Genomic DNA, 13674 nt, shown 5'->3' with positions numbered 1-13674 from the left:
CCTGGGGGCGACCCGGCGTTCACCGCGGCGTTCACCTGGTCGTGCGAGCGTGGCACCCGGACTGTTCTGTGCCCAGACGCGCGCACGCGCGGACGAGAGGAAGCCATGCGGGAGATCTTCGACGCCGAGCTCAAGCAGCTCGGTGACGACCTGGTCGCGATGAGCCGGCGGGTCGAGCACGCGATCGCGGCGGCCGGGGAGGCGTTGCTGCGCCAGGACCTGGCGCTCGCCGAGACCGTCATCGCCGACGACCTGGCGATCGACGCCCTGGAGCGCGACCTGGACGAGCGCTGCGTCCTGCTGCTCGCCCAGCAGCAGCCGGTCGCCACGGACCTGCGGGTCGTCGTGTCGGCGCTGCGGATGAGCGCCACCCTGGAGCGCATGGGCGACCTCGCGCGGCACGTCGCCCAGGTGGCGCGGGCCCGCTACCCCCACGGGGCGATCGACCCGGCGCTGGTCGGCGTGTTCACCGAGATGAACGCCGCGGCGGTGCGGGTCGCCCAGCGCACCACGCAGGTGCTCACCACGCACGACCTCGCCGAGGCCGAGGGCATCGAGCGGGACGACGACCTGCTCGACAGCCTGCACGAGGAGACGTTCCGCGTCCTGCTCGGCGGCTCCTGGACGGGCACGCCGCAGCAGACCATCGACGTCACGCTGGTCGGGAGGTACTACGAGCGGTTCGGGGACCACGCCGTGTCCGTCGCCCGGCGCATCGTGTTCCTCGTGACCGGCGAGTTCGCCGCGGAGCGCTCCGCCACGACGCGCTGACCCCGCCGCCCGCCTCGTCCGGCGGGGACACCACGAGGGCCCGGTCCGACGACTGTCGGACCGGGCCCTCGTGCGTGCGGGGACCGGGGCTCAGCGGCCCTGGTTGGCGACCGCGGCGATGGCCTCCGCCGCGGCGTCCGGGTCGAGGTACGTGCCGCCCGGGTTCGTGGGCTTCAGCGTCTCCTCGTCCAGGTGGTACACGAGCGGGATGCCCGTCGGGATGTTGATCCCGGCGATCGTCGCGTCGTCCACGTCGTCGAGGTACTTCACGATCGCGCGGATCGAGTTGCCGTGCGCGGCCACCAGGGTGGTCTTCCCGGCCTGCAGGTCCGGCACGATGTCCGACTGCCAGTACGGCAGCGCGCGCTCGAGCACCTGCTTCAGCGCCTCCGCCCGCGGGATCGGCTCACCGGCGTAGCGCGGGTCCTGGTCCTGCGAGAACTCCGAGCCGAGCTCGATGTCCGGCGGCGGCACGTCGTACGACCGGCGCCAGAGCATGAACTGCTCCTCGCCGTACTGCTGCAGGGTCTGCTTCTTGTCCTTGCCCTGCAGGTCGCCGTAGTGGCGCTCGTTCAGGCGCCACGAGCGCTTGACCGGGATCCAGAGGCGGTCGGCGGTGTCGAGCGCGTAGTTCGCGGTCATGATCGCGCGACGCAGCAGCGAGGTGTGCACGACGTCCGGGAGCACACCCGCGTCGGTCAGCAGGGTGCCGCCGCGCTTGGCCTCCGCGACGCCCTTCTCGGACAGCGCGACGTCGACCCAGCCGGTGAACAGGTTCTTGGCGTTCCATTCGCTCTCGCCGTGGCGGAGCAGAACGAGGGTGTAGGTCATGGGTCCCATCCTGCCGCACGCGCTCGCGACGCGTCGGGGGACGTTCGGCCCGCGGAACACCGGCGCCGCGGTGCGCGTTGTCGCGGGCATGCCGATCACCGGAGAGTACGCACCGAGCACCGACACCCGGACCCGCGAGCAGGTCGAGCTGTACGAGAGCTCCGGCGGGACGCAGGGCACGACGCTGCGCGGGATGCCCGTCGTGGTCGTCACCATGCGGGGCGCGACGTCCGGGAAGGTCCGCAAGATCCCGCTGATGCGCGTCGAGCACGACGGCACGTACGCGGTCGTGGCGTCGCTCGGCGGCGCGCCGCAGCACCCCGTCTGGTACCGGAACCTGCGGACCGACCCGCACGTCGAGCTGCAGGACGGGCCCACCCGGCGCGACTACGTGGCGCGCGAGGTCACGGGTGCCGAGCGGGAGCTCTGGTGGGAACGGGCCGTCGCCGCCTACCCGGACTACGCGGACTACCAGCGGCGGACCGACCGCGTGATCCCGGTGCTGGTGCTGGAGCCGGTGGAGGCGGGGGCCTGACCGCGACGGCCGACGGCCCGCCCGGGCGCCGCGCCGCGGTCGTCCCCGCTCGCGCGCGTCAGACCGCGAGGCGTGCGCGCCGCTCGGACGCCAGCGCGTAGACCTTGAGCACCTGCTCGGCCGTCGCGTCCCAGCCGTACTGCTCGGCCACCCGTCGCGCGCCCCGGCGCCACGGTCCGCGCACCGCCGGGTCGGCGAGCGTCGCCGCGAGCGCGTCGGCCCACACCGCCGGGTCGTGGCCGCGGACCTGACGACCGGACACGCCGTCCTGCACCACGGACCGCAGCCCGCCGACCGCCGACGCGACGACGGGTGTGCCCACGGCCTGCGCCTCGACCGCGACCAGGCCGAAGGACTCCGACCTCGACGGCATCGCGACCACGTCGGCGGCGGCGAACCACCGCGCGAGCTCCTGGCGCGGGACCGGCGGACGGAACAGCACGTGCTCCGCGACGCCCTCCGTGGCCGCGAGCGCCTGCAGCTCCCGCAGTGCGGAGGCCCGGCCGCTGGGGCCGCCCAGGACCACCAGCAGCGGCAGCGGCCGACCGGTCGCGCGCAGCACGCCGAGCGCCCGCACCAGCACGTCGGGCGCCTTCAGCGGCTGGACGCGGCCGGCGAACAGCACGACGTCACGCCCCGCCGGCAGGCCCAGCTCCCGGCGCAGGTCCGCGACGTCCCCCGGCCACGGCCGGAACGTCCGCAGGTCCACCCCGGGCGCCACCACGTGCACCTGCTCCGGGTCCGCGTCGTACATGCCGACCAGGTCGTGAGCCTCCTCGGCGGTGCTCGCGACCAGCGCGTCCGCGGCCGCGACCACCTGCTCCTCGCCGATGACCCGCGTGGCCGGTTCGGGGCTGTCGCCCGGGGCGAGCGCGGCGTTCTTCACCCGCGCCATCGTGTGCATGGTGTGGACCAGCGGCACGTCCCACCGCTCCGCCGCGAGCCAGCCCACCTGGCCCGACAGCCAGTAGTGGGAGTGCACGACGTCGAACCAGCCCGCGGGCCGCGTCGCACCGAGCCGCAGCACGCCGGCCGCCATGGCGCACAGCTGGCCGGGCAGGTCGTTCTTGTCGAGCCCCTCGTACGGACCGGCGGGCACGTGGTGCACGAGCACCCGGTCGCCGGTGCCGTCGAGCGCCACCGTCTCCGGCGACGCGGACGAGGTCGCGCGCGTGAAGATCTCCACCGCGGCGCCCCGGCGGGCCAGCGCCCGGGACAGCTCGGCCACGTAGACGTTCATGCCGCCGGCGTCGCCGGTCCCCGGCTGGTCGAGCGGGGACGTGTGCACCGACAGCATGGCGATGCGCTGCTGCGGCACGGCGGGCTCCTGCGGGCGACGGACGGTGGACTGCTCCCATTGTCCGTCATCCTCGAGGTGCCGCGACGCAGGCCGCGCGCGCCCGCGGGTGACGGACCGGCGTCCCAGGTCAGGCGCGTGCGGCCCGGAAGTCCTCCTCGAGCTGCTCCAGCGACCGGTCCCGGGTCTCGGGGAGCACGAAGCGCACGAACAGCCACGACAGCACGTTGACCCCGGCGAACACGAGGAACGTCCCGTTCACGCCGATCGCCGCGACGACCGTCGGGAAGAACCCCGAGATCACGGCGTTCGACGTCCAGTTCCAGAACACGCACAGCCCGATCGCGAGGCCGCGCACCCGCAGCGGGAAGAGCTCCGCCAGGACCACCCAGCAGACCAGCCCGACGGACGCCTGGTTGAAGCCGACGAACAGCACCAGGAACGCCGTGACGGCCGCCGACCGGCCCGGCCCCTCCGGCAGCGCCGCCGAGGACAGGGCGATCATCAGGTGCGACGCGATGATGCCGGTGAGCCCCACGAGCAGCAGCGAGCGGCGGGTGACTCGGTTGATCACCCGCAGACCGATCAGCATGCCCACCACGGAGAACACGCCGTTGAGCACGTTCGCGACCAGCGCCACGTCGCCGGAGAACCCGGACTCCCGCAGCAGCTGCGTGCCGTAGTACATGACCGCGTTGATCCCGCCGAGCTGGTTCACCACCGCGACCCCGATCCCGACCAGCACCAGGCGGCGCACCCACGGCAGCCGGAGCTCGGCCCAGCCGCCGCGCGTGGCGGACTCGGCACGCTCCAGCTCGACGAGGTCGCGCACCTCCAGCAGCTCCGCGGCGGCCCGGCCGGGGTCGCGCACCTGCCGCAGCACCGCGAGCGCGTCCTCGTCCCGGCCGCGGCCCAGCAGCCAGCGCGGCGACTCCGGCATCCGCAGCATCCCCGCGAACAGCGCGACGGCCGGCACCGCCTGGACGGCGAGCATGTACCGCCACACCCCCGCGTGGTCCGACCACACCGTGCCGATCACCGCGTTGACGACGAACGCCGCGAGCTGGCCGACGACGATGGCGATCTCGTTGCGCCCGGTGATCGCCCCGCGGCGCTCGGTGGGCGCCAGCTCCGCCAGGTAGACCGGCACCGTGACGGACGCCCCGCCGACGGCCGCGCCGAGCACCAGGCGCATCGGCACCATGACCTCGAACGACGGCGCCACGACGCTGCCCAGCGCCCCGAGGAAGAACACCACCGCCAGCACGACCAGGGTCCGGCGGCGTCCCAGCCGGTCCGCGAGCCGCCCGCCGACCAGCGCACCGAGCGCCGCGCCGACCAGGAGGCTGCTCGTCACCAGCCCCTCGGTCGCCGGCGTGAGGCCGAGGTCCGCCACCATCGGGTCGAGCGCCCCGTTGATGACGCCCGTGTCGTAGCCGAACAGCAGACCGCCGAAGGTCGCGACGACCGTGATGACGTCGAGGCGCCGCAGGTGCGGCCCGGGCAGCAGCGGGGGCAGCGCGCGTCGTGCGCCCTCCGGGACGGCGGCGGTCATGCCGCCACGACGCAGGCCGGTGCCGGCAGGGGCGCGCGGGAGACGACCGCGCCGTCGCGCAGGACCGTCAGCGTGTCCCCGCGCTCGTCCGCCACCACGGTCCAGCCGTCGACCACCGCGAAGTGCCGGGGCCAGGCGCCGGGCAGCGCGGTCTGACCGGCCGGCGCGAGCGTGCCGTCCGGCGCGGGCGCGAAGGCCGCGAGCAGGTCCGGGCCGCGCGTCGCGACCAGCACCCGGTCGCCCGCGCGGTCGATGTGGGACGGCAGCGGCCGGACGCCGGACCCCGCACCGGAGCCGTCCTCGGACGCGGGGACGTGCTGCACCACCCGGCCGGACGCCGTCGCGGCGTCCCAGGCCAGCACCGCCACGGTCGCGTCGAGCTCGCACGCGACGTACGCGATCCGGCCGTCCGCGGAGAGCACCAGGTGTCGCGGCCCGGAACCGGCACGCAGCGCCGCGGCGATCCCGTCCTCGGTCAGCAGGCCGGTGGCCGCGTCGCGCCGGTACCGGCGGATCTCGTCCGTCCCCAGGTCGCACACCAGCAGGTGCGCGCCGTCCGGGGTCAGGGCGGCGAAGTGCGCGTGGGACGCCTCCTGGCGCTCGGCGTCCGGGCCGGAGCCGTCGTGCACCAGCACCTGCGCGGGGGCCTCGGCGGCCAGCCCGTCCGGGCCGAGCTCCAGGACCGCCACCGACCCGGAGGAGTAGTTCGCCACGTACGCGACGCGACCCGCCGGGTCGAGCAGCACGTGGCAGGGGTCGTCGCCGCCACTGGCCGCCGTGCCGGCCGGCGTCAGGACCGACCGGCCGTCGTCGCCCGTCCCGATGCGGAAGGCGGACACGGTGCCGTCGGCGTGCTCACCGACCGCGAGCAGCAGGCCGGCCTGCCGGTCGACGGCCAGGAACGAGGGCGCGGGGGACTCGGCGGCCAGCACGGGCTCGCCCAGCTGCCCCGTGCCCGTGTCGAGCGCGACGCGCCAGACCCCCTCGCCGACCCCGGCGGGCGTCCCCGCGCCGGCCGAGGGGTAGGTCCCGATCCACAGGTCGCGCAGGTGCTCCGTCACGGCGAGGACTCTAGGCGACACCACCCCCACCCGCCGCGCCGACCCCGCCTCCTCTCCCCCGTCCCGCGCCGTCGGAGGCTCCGACGGGGCGTCGTGGTGCTCCCCGGACCACCACGATCCCGCGCGCCCACCACCGAGCACGTTCGGAGCCTCCGAGGGGAGGACCCCGGAGGACCCCGGGGCGGCGCCGGTCAGGGAGTGGTGGGGGGGTCCAGCCAGGCGGCGGGGTCGTCGGCGACGGCGCGCAGGACGACGACGGCCGCGCCCGTCATGGCGGCGTGCGAGCCGCCCGCGGCGACGCCCACTCGGGCGTCCTCCCACGCGGCCGCGAGGACGCGGGAGCGGAGCTGGGCGACGACGGCGTCGGTGAGCCACGGGGCGAGCGGGGCGTAGATGCCGCCCAGGACGATGGTCTCGACGTCGACGAGGTTGACGAAGTTGGCGAGCGCGACGCCCAGCGCGTCCCCGGCGGACCGCAGGGCCCGTGCGGCGCGCTCGTCCCCCGCGGCGACGGCGGTCACGAGCGCGTCGACGGGCTCCTCGACGTCCCGGCCGGCCGCCCGGAGCAGCGCGTCCTTGCCGGCGTACTGCTCGAGGCAGCCCCGGGCCCCGCACGTGCAGCGGGGGCCCTGCTGGTCGACGACGGTGTGACCGAGCTCGCCGCTCCACCCGTGCCGCCCGGCGAACACCTCGCCGTCGAGGACGATCGCGGCACCGATGCCGACCTCGCCGGAGACGTAGAGGAACGACTGGCCGGCCGCGCCGGTGCGGGCCTCCGCGCGCGCGGCGAGGTTGGCCTCGTTGGCCAGGCGGACGGACAGCCCGTCGAGCTGCGGCTGCGCGGTGAGCAGCGCGACGACGTCGACGTCCCGCCAGCCGAGGTTCGGCGCGAGCCGCAGCGGCCCGGTCACGCGGTCGACGAGCCCGGGCAGGGCCAGGCACATACCCGCGAGCCGCGCACCGTCCGGCAGCGACGCGCGCACGTCGCCGACGAGGCCGGCGAGCAGACCGAGGACCTGCGCGGGGTCGCTGTGCCGGAAGTCCCCGACCGTGGTGCGGTCGGCCACGAGGTCCCCGGCGAGGTCGACGGCGCGGACGCCGATGTAGTCGACGTTGACCTCGGCGCCGAGTCCGACGACGGTGCCGGACGCCGGGACGAGGGGGACGGCGGGTCGCCCGGCCCGGGCGGTGGTCAGCGGCGGCAGCTCGGCGACGAGCCGGGCGCCGACGAGCAGGTCGACGAGCGCCGAGACCGCCCCGCGCGTCAGGCCGGTGGCCGTGGCGACGTCGGCGCGGGACGGCGGGGGCTCCCCCGCCAGCGCGGCGTCGAGCACGTGCCGCAGGACGAGCGCGAGGTTGTGCTCCCGCAGCGACCCCTGCCGGGCGGGGCGCGCGGGCGACCGCCGGCGGGCCACGGTCCCGGACGGGGGTGGTGCGACCGCGCCGAGCGGCACGCCGGCGGGCGGCGCGGCGGGGTCGGCGGCGGGGTCGGTCACGCGGTTGACCCTAGCCGGTTCCGGCGATAAGTTCATCCACAAGACAAACCCGCTGTGCTCGCAGTGTCCGCAGCGGTCGCCGTGTTCTTCGATGAGGAGTGAACCCCGATGGTGCGCACGCCCACCCCCGCCGACAAGTTCTCCTTCGGTCTCTGGACCGTCGGCTGGAACGCCCAGGACCAGTTCGGCTCGGCCAGCCGTCCGTGGCTCGACCCGGTGGAGTCCGTCCACAAGCTCGCGGAGCTCGGCGCCGCGCACGTGACCTTCCACGACGACGACGTGGTGCCGTTCGGCTCCGACGCCGCCGAGCGCGACCGCATCCTCGCCCGCTTCAAGCAGGCGCTCGCGGACACCGGCATCACGGTCGAGATGGTCACGACCAACACGTTCAGCCACCCGATCTTTAAGGACGGCGCGTTCACCTCGAACGACCGCCGCGTCCGCCGCTACGGCCTGCGCAAGGTCATCCGCAACGTCGACCTCGCCGCCGAGCTCGGTGCCGACACCTTCGTCATGTGGGGCGGGCGCGAGGGCGCCGAGTACGACTCGGCCAAGGACCTCAACGCCGCGCACGACCGGTACGCCGAGGGCATCGACACCGTCGCCGCGTACATCAAGGAGAAGGGCTACGGCCTGCGGATCGCCATCGAGCCGAAGCCGAACGAGCCCCGCGGCGACATCCTGCTCCCGACGATCGGCCACGCGCTCGGCCTCATCGCCAAGCTCGAGCACGGCGACATCGTCGGCCTGAACCCGGAGACCGGCCACGAGCAGATGGCGGGCCTGAACTACACGTCCGGCATCGCCGAGGCGCTGTGGGCCGGCAAGCTGTTCCACATCGACCTCAACGGCCAGCGCTCCATCAAGTACGACCAGGACCTGGTGTTCGGGCACGGCGACCTGTTCTCCGCGTTCGCGACCGTCGACCTCATCGAGAACGGCTTCCCGGCCGGCGGCCCGCGCTACGACGGCCCGCGCCACTTCGACTACAAGCCGTCCCGCACCGAGGACTTCGACGGCGTGTGGGCCTCGGCCAAGGCGAACATGGACACCTACCTGATCCTCAAGGAGCGCGCGCAGGCGTTCCGCGCGGACCCGGAGGTCCAGGAGGCCCTCGAGGCGTCCGGCGTGCTCGAGCTGGCCCAGCCGACGCTCGGCGAGGGCGAGACCCTGGCCGACCTGCTGGCCGACCGCTCGGCGTTCGAGGACTTCGACGTCGACGGCGTCGCGGCGCGCGGCTTCGGCTTCGTCCGCCTCAACCAGCTCGCGCTGGAGCACGCGCTCGGCGCCCGCTGAGCACACGCACACCCTGCTGCCGAGGGCGGGCACGACGTCCGACGTCGTGCCCGCCCTCGGCGGTTCCCCGCTCCCCCGCCCGACCCCCACAGCACAGCAAGGACGCATCCCATGGCACTCGTCGCCGGGGTGGACTCCTCCACCCAGTCCTGCAAGGTCGTCGTGCGCGACGCCGAGACCGGGGCGCTCGTGCGCACCGGCCGCGCCTCGCACCCGGACGGCACCGAGATCGACCCCCGGCACTGGTGGGACGCCCTGCAGACGGCCGTCCGCGACGCCGGCGGGCTGGACGACGTCGACGCGGTCGCGGTCGGCGGGCAGCAGCACGGCATGGTCACGCTCGACGCCGACGGGGAGGTCGTGCGCGACGCCCTGCTCTGGAACGACACCCGCTCGGCCCAGGCGGCGCTCGACCTGATCGGCGAGCTCGGCGGGCCGCAGGCGTGGGCCGACGCGATCGGCTCCGTGCCGGTGGCGTCGCTGACCGTCACCAAGCTGCGCTGGCTGCGCGACCACGAGCCCGACGCCGCCGCCCGGGTGGCCGCCGTCGCGCTCCCCCACGACTGGCTGACCTGGCGCCTCGCCGGTCACGGGCCGGGTGCCGCCGACCTCGCCGCGCTCGCCACCGACCGGTCCGACGCGTCCGGCACCGGCTACTGGTCGCCGTTCACCGAGGACTACCGCCGCGACCTGCTCGAGCTCGGCCTCGGGCACGACGCCGCGCTGCCGCGGGTCGTCGCGCCGCACGAGGCAGCGGGGCGCGCGGGCGCCGGCGGTCCGGTGCGCGAGGGCGCGCTGCTCGGGTCCGGCGCCGGCGACAACGCCGCGGCGGCGCTCGGGCTCGGCATGGTCGCCGGGGATGTCGCGATCTCGATCGGCACGTCGGGCGTCGTCTCGGCGGTCGCCGCCCGGCCGACGGCCGACGGCACCGGCATGGTGACCGGCTTCGCCGACGCGACCGGCCGCTACCTGCCGCTCGCCTGCACGCTCAACGCCTCCCGGGTGCTGGACGCCGCCGCGCGGATGCTGGGCGTCGACCACGCCGGCCTCTCCGCGCTCGCGCTGTCCGCCCCCGCCGGGGCCGACGGCCTGGTGCTGGTGCCCTACCTCGAGGGGGAGCGCACCCCGAACAAGCCCGACGCCACCGGCGCCCTGCACGGCATGCGGCTGGCGAACACCACGCCCGCGCACCTCGCGCGCGCGGCCGTCGAGGGCATGCTGTGCGCGCTCGCCGACGGCCTCGACGCCCTGCGCGCCCAGGGCGTGCCGGTGGAGCGGGTGTCGCTGATCGGCGGCGGCGCGCAGTCCGAGGCGGTCCGCCGCATCGCCCCCGCCGTGCTGGGGCTCGACGTGCTCGTGCCCCCGCCCGGCGAGTACGTGGCCGACGGCGCCGCACGCCAGGCCGCGTGGGTGCTGTCCGGTGCCCAGGAGCCGCCGGCGTGGACCGCGAGCGGGGCGGCCGAGGTGTTCGCGGCCGACGCGGCCCCGCGGGTCCGCGAGCAGTACGCGGCGGTGCGGGACCTGACGGGCACCCGTCCCTGACCCGGCCCCGCGGCTCGACGCACGAAGGCCCGGCCCCCTCGCGGGGGCCGGGCCTTCGTGCGCGGCGGCGTCGTCGCGTCAGTGCGCGGCGTCGTACGCCTCGCGGATCTCCGCGGAGATGCGCCCGCGCTCGGAGACCTCGAAGCCGTTCTCCTTCGCCCAGGCGCGGACGGCGCCCGCGTCGGACGAGCGGCGGGGACGGCTCGCACCGCCCGCCGAACCGCCGCGGCCGCCGGAACGACCGCCGGTCTTGCGCGCGTGCCCGACCCACGTCGCCAGCGCGTCGCGCAGCTCGGTGGCGTGCTCGGTCGTCAGGTCGATCTCGTAGGACACACCGTCCAGCGCGAACGACACCGTCTCGTCGGCGGTTCCGCCGTCAATGTCGTCCACGAGCAGGACCTGAACCTTCTGTGCCATTTCGCCCTCCCGAGCCGTTGGCCGCCGCTTCCCCCCGCCATCATCAGCGGCATGTATTCGTGCGGTCCGGAAAAGCATGGCACCACGGTGCGCGACCGTCAAAGCGAACGCACGCGGACGTCACTTTTCGGTGGCGTTCTCAGCGGATTTCTGCCGCTCGAGGTCCTGCGCGTCCAGGCGCGCCAATGCGGCGCGTTCCGTGCGGTCGGCGTTCACCAGCGCCCGGATGACCAACCAGAAGACGAGCCCGACGCCGATCGACGGGATCAGCGCGGCGAGCGCGGGGCCGATGTCCATGCGGTCAGCGTACGCCGCACCCCGGACCCGTCTCAGGCCTGCGGCTTCACCAGGGGGAACAGGATCGTCTCGCGGATCCCGAGGCCGGTGAGGGCCATGAGCAGCCGGTCGACGCCCATGCCCATGCCGCCGGTGGGCGGCAGCGCGTACTCGACGGCGGCGAGGAAGTCCTCGTCGACCCGCATGGCCTCCTCGTCGCCCGCTGCCGCGAGGAGCGCCTGCGCCTCGAACCGCTGGCGCTGGATCACCGGGTCGACGAGCTCGGAATAGGCGGTGGCGAGCTCGAACCCGCGCACGTACAGGTCCCACTTCTCGACCAGCCCGGGGACCGTCCGGTGGTCGCGCGTCAGCGGGCTGGTCTCGACCGGGAAGTCACGCACGAACGTCGGCGCGTGGAGCTTCTCGCCGACCAGGTCCTCCCACAGCACCTCGACGAGCTTGCCGTGGCTGACCCGCTTCGGGTCGAGCACGACCTCGTGCTTGTCCGCGACCGCCTGCAGGTGCGCCACCGACGTCTGCGGCGTGATCTCCTCGCCCAGCGCCTCGGACAGCGAACCGTACATGGTGAGCTGCGCCCACTCGCCGCCGACCTCGTACTCCGAGCCGTCGGCGAGCGTCAGGGTCGTGGTGCCGAGGACGTCCTGCGCGGCGGTCTGGACGAGGTCGCGGGTGAGAGCGGCCATGGTGTCGTAGTCGCCGTAGGCCTCGTACGCCTCGAGCATCGCGAACTCGGGCGAGTGCGAGGAGTCGGCGCCCTCGTTGCGGAAGTTCCGGTTGATCTCGAAGACGCGCTCGAGGCCGCCGACGGCCGCGCGCTTGAGGAACAGCTCGGGCGCGATCCGCAGGTACAGGTCCATGTCGAACGCGTTCATGTGCGTGACGAACGGACGGGCCGCCGCGCCGCCGGGCTGCGTCTGCAGCATCGGCGTCTCGACCTCGAGGTAGCCGCGCCGGTGGAAGCTGTCCCGCAGCGAGCGCACGACCCCCGCCCGCAGCCGGACCGCGTCGCGGGCGGCCGGACGCACGATCAGGTCGACGTAGCGCTGCCGGACGCGCACCTCCTCGGAGAGCTCCGGTGCCTCCTCGTCGCCGCGCGCGTAGAGGTTCGGCAGCGGCCGCAGCGACTTCGCCGCGAGCTGCCAGGCGTCCGCCATGACGGACAGCTCGCCGCGGCGCGACGACACGACACGGCCGTGCACGAACAGGTGGTCGCCCAGGTCGACGTCCGCCTTGAACGCCGCCAGGCGGTCCTCGCCGACGTTCGCGAGGCTGAGCATCGCCTGGAGGCGGTTGCCCTCGCCGTCCTGCAGCGTGGCGAAGCAGAGCTTGCCGGTGTTGCGCAGGAACACCACGCGGCCGGCGACGCCGACCTCGTCCTCGGTCTCCTGGCCCGGCTCCAGGTCGGGGTAGCCGGCGCGGACCTCGGCGACCGTGTGCGTGCGGGGCACGCCGACCGGGTACGGCTCGACGCCCTCGGCGATCAGGCGGTCGCGCTTCTCGCGACGGAACCGGAGCTGCTCGGGGAGGTCGTCGACGGGGGCTGCGGCGGGGGCGTCGGTCACCCGCCGATCCTACCGAGCGCCGGGGACCGGCCCGGACAGCCCGGCGACGAGGTCCAGCGCGAGGTCGAGGATCGGCGAGGAGTGCGTGAGGGCGCCGACGGACAGGTAGTCGACGCCGGTGGCGGCGACCTCCGCCGCTCGGGCGAGCGTGAGGTTGCCGGTCGCCTCGAGCTCGACGCGACCCACCCGGGGCTCGAGCGCCCGCACGGCGGCCACGGTCGCGGCGAGCACCGGGGTCGGCATGTTGTCGAGCAGGAGGAACCGGGCGCCGGCCCCGACGGCCTCGAGCGCCTGGGCGGTGGTGTCCGCCTCGACCTGGACGACGACGTCCGGGAACCGCTCGCGCACCGCCCGCACCGCGGCGGCGGCGCCTCCCGCCGCCACCACGTGGTTGTCCTTGACCATCGCCACGTCGTAGAGGCCCATGCGCTTGTTCGTGCCGCCGCCGCAGCGCACCGCGTACTTCTCGAGCTCACGCAGGCCCGGGGTGGTCTTGCGGGTGTCGAGCACCTGCGCGCCCGAGCCGGCGAGCGCGTCAGCCCAGCGCCGGGTGTGGGTGGCGACGCCGGAGGCCCGGGACGCGAGGTTGAGCGCCGTGCGCTCGGCGACCAGCAGGGCCTGCACCGGCCCCGTGAGCACGGCGAGCACGTCCGCGGCGGCGACCGTGGTGCCGTCGGGCACGCGCTGCTCGACCGCCGGGGCCGCGAGACCGAGCCGTGAGGCGACCTGCCGCAGCACCTCGGCGACGACCGGCAGCCCGGCGACGACGCCCGGCTCGCGCGCCACGAGGTGCGCCTCGCCGGTGACGGCGGGGTCGACGGTCGCCTGCGTCGTGACGTCCCGGCCGGGCGCGGGCCCGAGGTCCTCGTCGAGCGCGACGGCGACCGTGCGGGCGAGCCACGCCGGGTCGAGCGAGCCGGCCGACGCGGGCGCCGGAGCGGGCGCCGGCGCGGGCACGGCGTGGGGGACCGTCGGGGCCGGGGGATCCGTGGGGGTCACGGCGAGCAAGCCTAG

At 75.1% G+C, this 13674-nt stretch carries 13 protein-coding genes; 4 read left to right on the top strand and 9 right to left on the bottom strand.

Annotation, left to right across the window (positions count from 1 at the left end; genetic code table 11):
- Positions 1–105: 105 nt before the first annotated feature.
- Positions 106–771 carry a phosphate signaling complex protein PhoU gene (gene phoU / locus K5O09_RS02390; RefSeq protein WP_222171278.1) on the top strand — a complete coding sequence of 222 codons (666 nt, stop codon included), beginning with the start codon at positions 106–108 and terminating at the stop codon, positions 769–771.
- A gap of 90 nt (positions 772–861) precedes the next feature.
- Here phoU and K5O09_RS02385 read toward each other — a convergent pair whose 3' ends face one another.
- On the bottom strand, positions 862–1602 hold the full coding sequence (locus K5O09_RS02385; protein ID WP_222171277.1) for a phosphoglyceromutase: 741 nt from the start codon (positions 1600–1602) through the stop codon (positions 862–864).
- Here K5O09_RS02385 and K5O09_RS02380 point away from each other — a divergent pair.
- A complete protein-coding gene (locus tag K5O09_RS02380) occupies positions 1601–2137 on the top strand; it encodes a nitroreductase family deazaflavin-dependent oxidoreductase (protein ID WP_370635510.1) in 537 nt (178 codons plus the stop codon). The two genes, K5O09_RS02385 and K5O09_RS02380, sit on opposite strands and share 2 nt — an antisense overlap.
- A 58-nt stretch (positions 2138–2195) precedes the next feature.
- On the opposite strand, the gene mshA is transcribed toward K5O09_RS02380, so the two are convergent.
- The 4 genes from mshA to K5O09_RS02360 all read right to left on the bottom strand — a co-directional run bounded on the left by mshA (position 2196) and on the right by K5O09_RS02360 (position 7546).
- Positions 2196–3434 (bottom strand): D-inositol-3-phosphate glycosyltransferase, encoded by a 1239-nt coding sequence (gene mshA, locus K5O09_RS02375; RefSeq protein WP_222172537.1) that lies wholly within the window; start codon positions 3432–3434, stop codon positions 2196–2198.
- Positions 3435–3564: 130 nt separating this feature from the next.
- Positions 3565–4989 carry a sugar porter family MFS transporter gene (locus K5O09_RS02370; RefSeq protein WP_222171276.1) on the bottom strand — a complete coding sequence of 475 codons (1425 nt, stop codon included), beginning with the start codon at positions 4987–4989 and terminating at the stop codon, positions 3565–3567.
- Positions 4986–6050, bottom strand: a complete 1065-nt coding sequence (locus tag K5O09_RS02365) for a lactonase family protein (protein ID WP_255596010.1) — start codon at positions 6048–6050, stop codon at positions 4986–4988. The genes K5O09_RS02370 and K5O09_RS02365 overlap by 4 nt, the downstream gene beginning before the upstream one ends.
- A gap of 191 nt (positions 6051–6241) precedes the next feature.
- A complete protein-coding gene (locus K5O09_RS02360; RefSeq protein WP_255596009.1) occupies positions 6242–7546 on the bottom strand; it encodes an ROK family transcriptional regulator in 1305 nt (434 codons plus the stop codon).
- Positions 7547–7654: 108 nt separating this feature from the next.
- Here K5O09_RS02360 and xylA point away from each other — a divergent pair, with 108 nt between their 5' ends.
- Together xylA and xylB are read left to right on the top strand one after the other, a co-directional pair.
- Complete coding sequence (gene xylA / locus K5O09_RS02355; protein WP_222171274.1) at positions 7655–8842, top strand: xylose isomerase; 1188 nt, start codon at positions 7655–7657, stop codon at positions 8840–8842.
- Positions 8843–8953: 111 nt separating this feature from the next.
- Positions 8954–10384 (top strand): xylulokinase, encoded by a 1431-nt coding sequence (xylB, locus tag K5O09_RS02350; protein WP_222171273.1) that lies wholly within the window; start codon positions 8954–8956, stop codon positions 10382–10384.
- A 78-nt stretch (positions 10385–10462) separates the two neighbouring features.
- Here the strand turns inward: xylB and K5O09_RS02345 are convergent, their stop codons facing one another.
- From K5O09_RS02345 to nadC, 4 genes are all read right to left on the bottom strand, one after another.
- Complete coding sequence (locus K5O09_RS02345) at positions 10463–10801, bottom strand: Lsr2 family protein (protein ID WP_222171272.1); 339 nt, start codon at positions 10799–10801, stop codon at positions 10463–10465.
- A 120-nt stretch (positions 10802–10921) separates the two neighbouring features.
- Positions 10922–11098, bottom strand: a complete 177-nt coding sequence (locus K5O09_RS02340; protein WP_222171271.1) for a hypothetical protein — start codon at positions 11096–11098, stop codon at positions 10922–10924.
- A gap of 32 nt (positions 11099–11130) precedes the next feature.
- Positions 11131–12660 (bottom strand): lysine--tRNA ligase, encoded by a 1530-nt coding sequence (gene lysS, locus K5O09_RS02335; RefSeq protein WP_222171270.1) that lies wholly within the window; start codon positions 12658–12660, stop codon positions 11131–11133.
- A 9-nt stretch (positions 12661–12669) separates the two neighbouring features.
- Positions 12670–13668: a carboxylating nicotinate-nucleotide diphosphorylase gene (gene nadC, locus K5O09_RS02330; RefSeq protein ID WP_370635509.1), complete on the bottom strand. Its 999-nt coding sequence runs from the start codon at positions 13666–13668 to the stop codon at positions 12670–12672.
- Positions 13669–13674: the final 6 nt, after the last annotated feature.

It is taken from the genome of Cellulomonas sp. C5510, from assembly GCF_019797765.1.
Lineage (GTDB): Bacteria > Actinomycetota > Actinomycetes > Actinomycetales > Cellulomonadaceae > Cellulomonas.
This window is presented reverse-complemented; position numbering and strand designations above follow the sequence as displayed.

Excerpts from the sequence above, each read along its gene's own strand:
- K5O09_RS02380 (WP_370635510.1), top strand. The coding sequence starts at position 1,601 with ATGGGTCCCATCCTGCCGCACGCGCTCGCGACGCGTCGGGGGACGTTC.
- xylB (WP_222171273.1), top strand. The coding sequence starts at position 8,954 with ATGGCACTCGTCGCCGGGGTGGACTCCTCCACCCAGTCCTGCAAGGTC.
- xylA (WP_222171274.1), top strand. The coding sequence starts at position 7,655 with ATGGTGCGCACGCCCACCCCCGCCGACAAGTTCTCCTTCGGTCTCTGG.
- phoU (WP_222171278.1), top strand. The coding sequence starts at position 106 with ATGCGGGAGATCTTCGACGCCGAGCTCAAGCAGCTCGGTGACGACCTG.
- mshA (WP_222172537.1), bottom strand. The coding sequence starts at position 3,434 with ATGCTGTCGGTGCACACGTCCCCGCTCGACCAGCCGGGGACCGGCGAC.
- K5O09_RS02345 (WP_222171272.1), bottom strand. The coding sequence starts at position 10,801 with ATGGCACAGAAGGTTCAGGTCCTGCTCGTGGACGACATTGACGGCGGA.
- K5O09_RS02385 (WP_222171277.1), bottom strand. The coding sequence starts at position 1,602 with ATGACCTACACCCTCGTTCTGCTCCGCCACGGCGAGAGCGAATGGAAC.
- K5O09_RS02370 (WP_222171276.1), bottom strand. The coding sequence starts at position 4,989 with ATGACCGCCGCCGTCCCGGAGGGCGCACGACGCGCGCTGCCCCCGCTG.
- K5O09_RS02340 (WP_222171271.1), bottom strand. The coding sequence starts at position 11,098 with ATGGACATCGGCCCCGCGCTCGCCGCGCTGATCCCGTCGATCGGCGTC.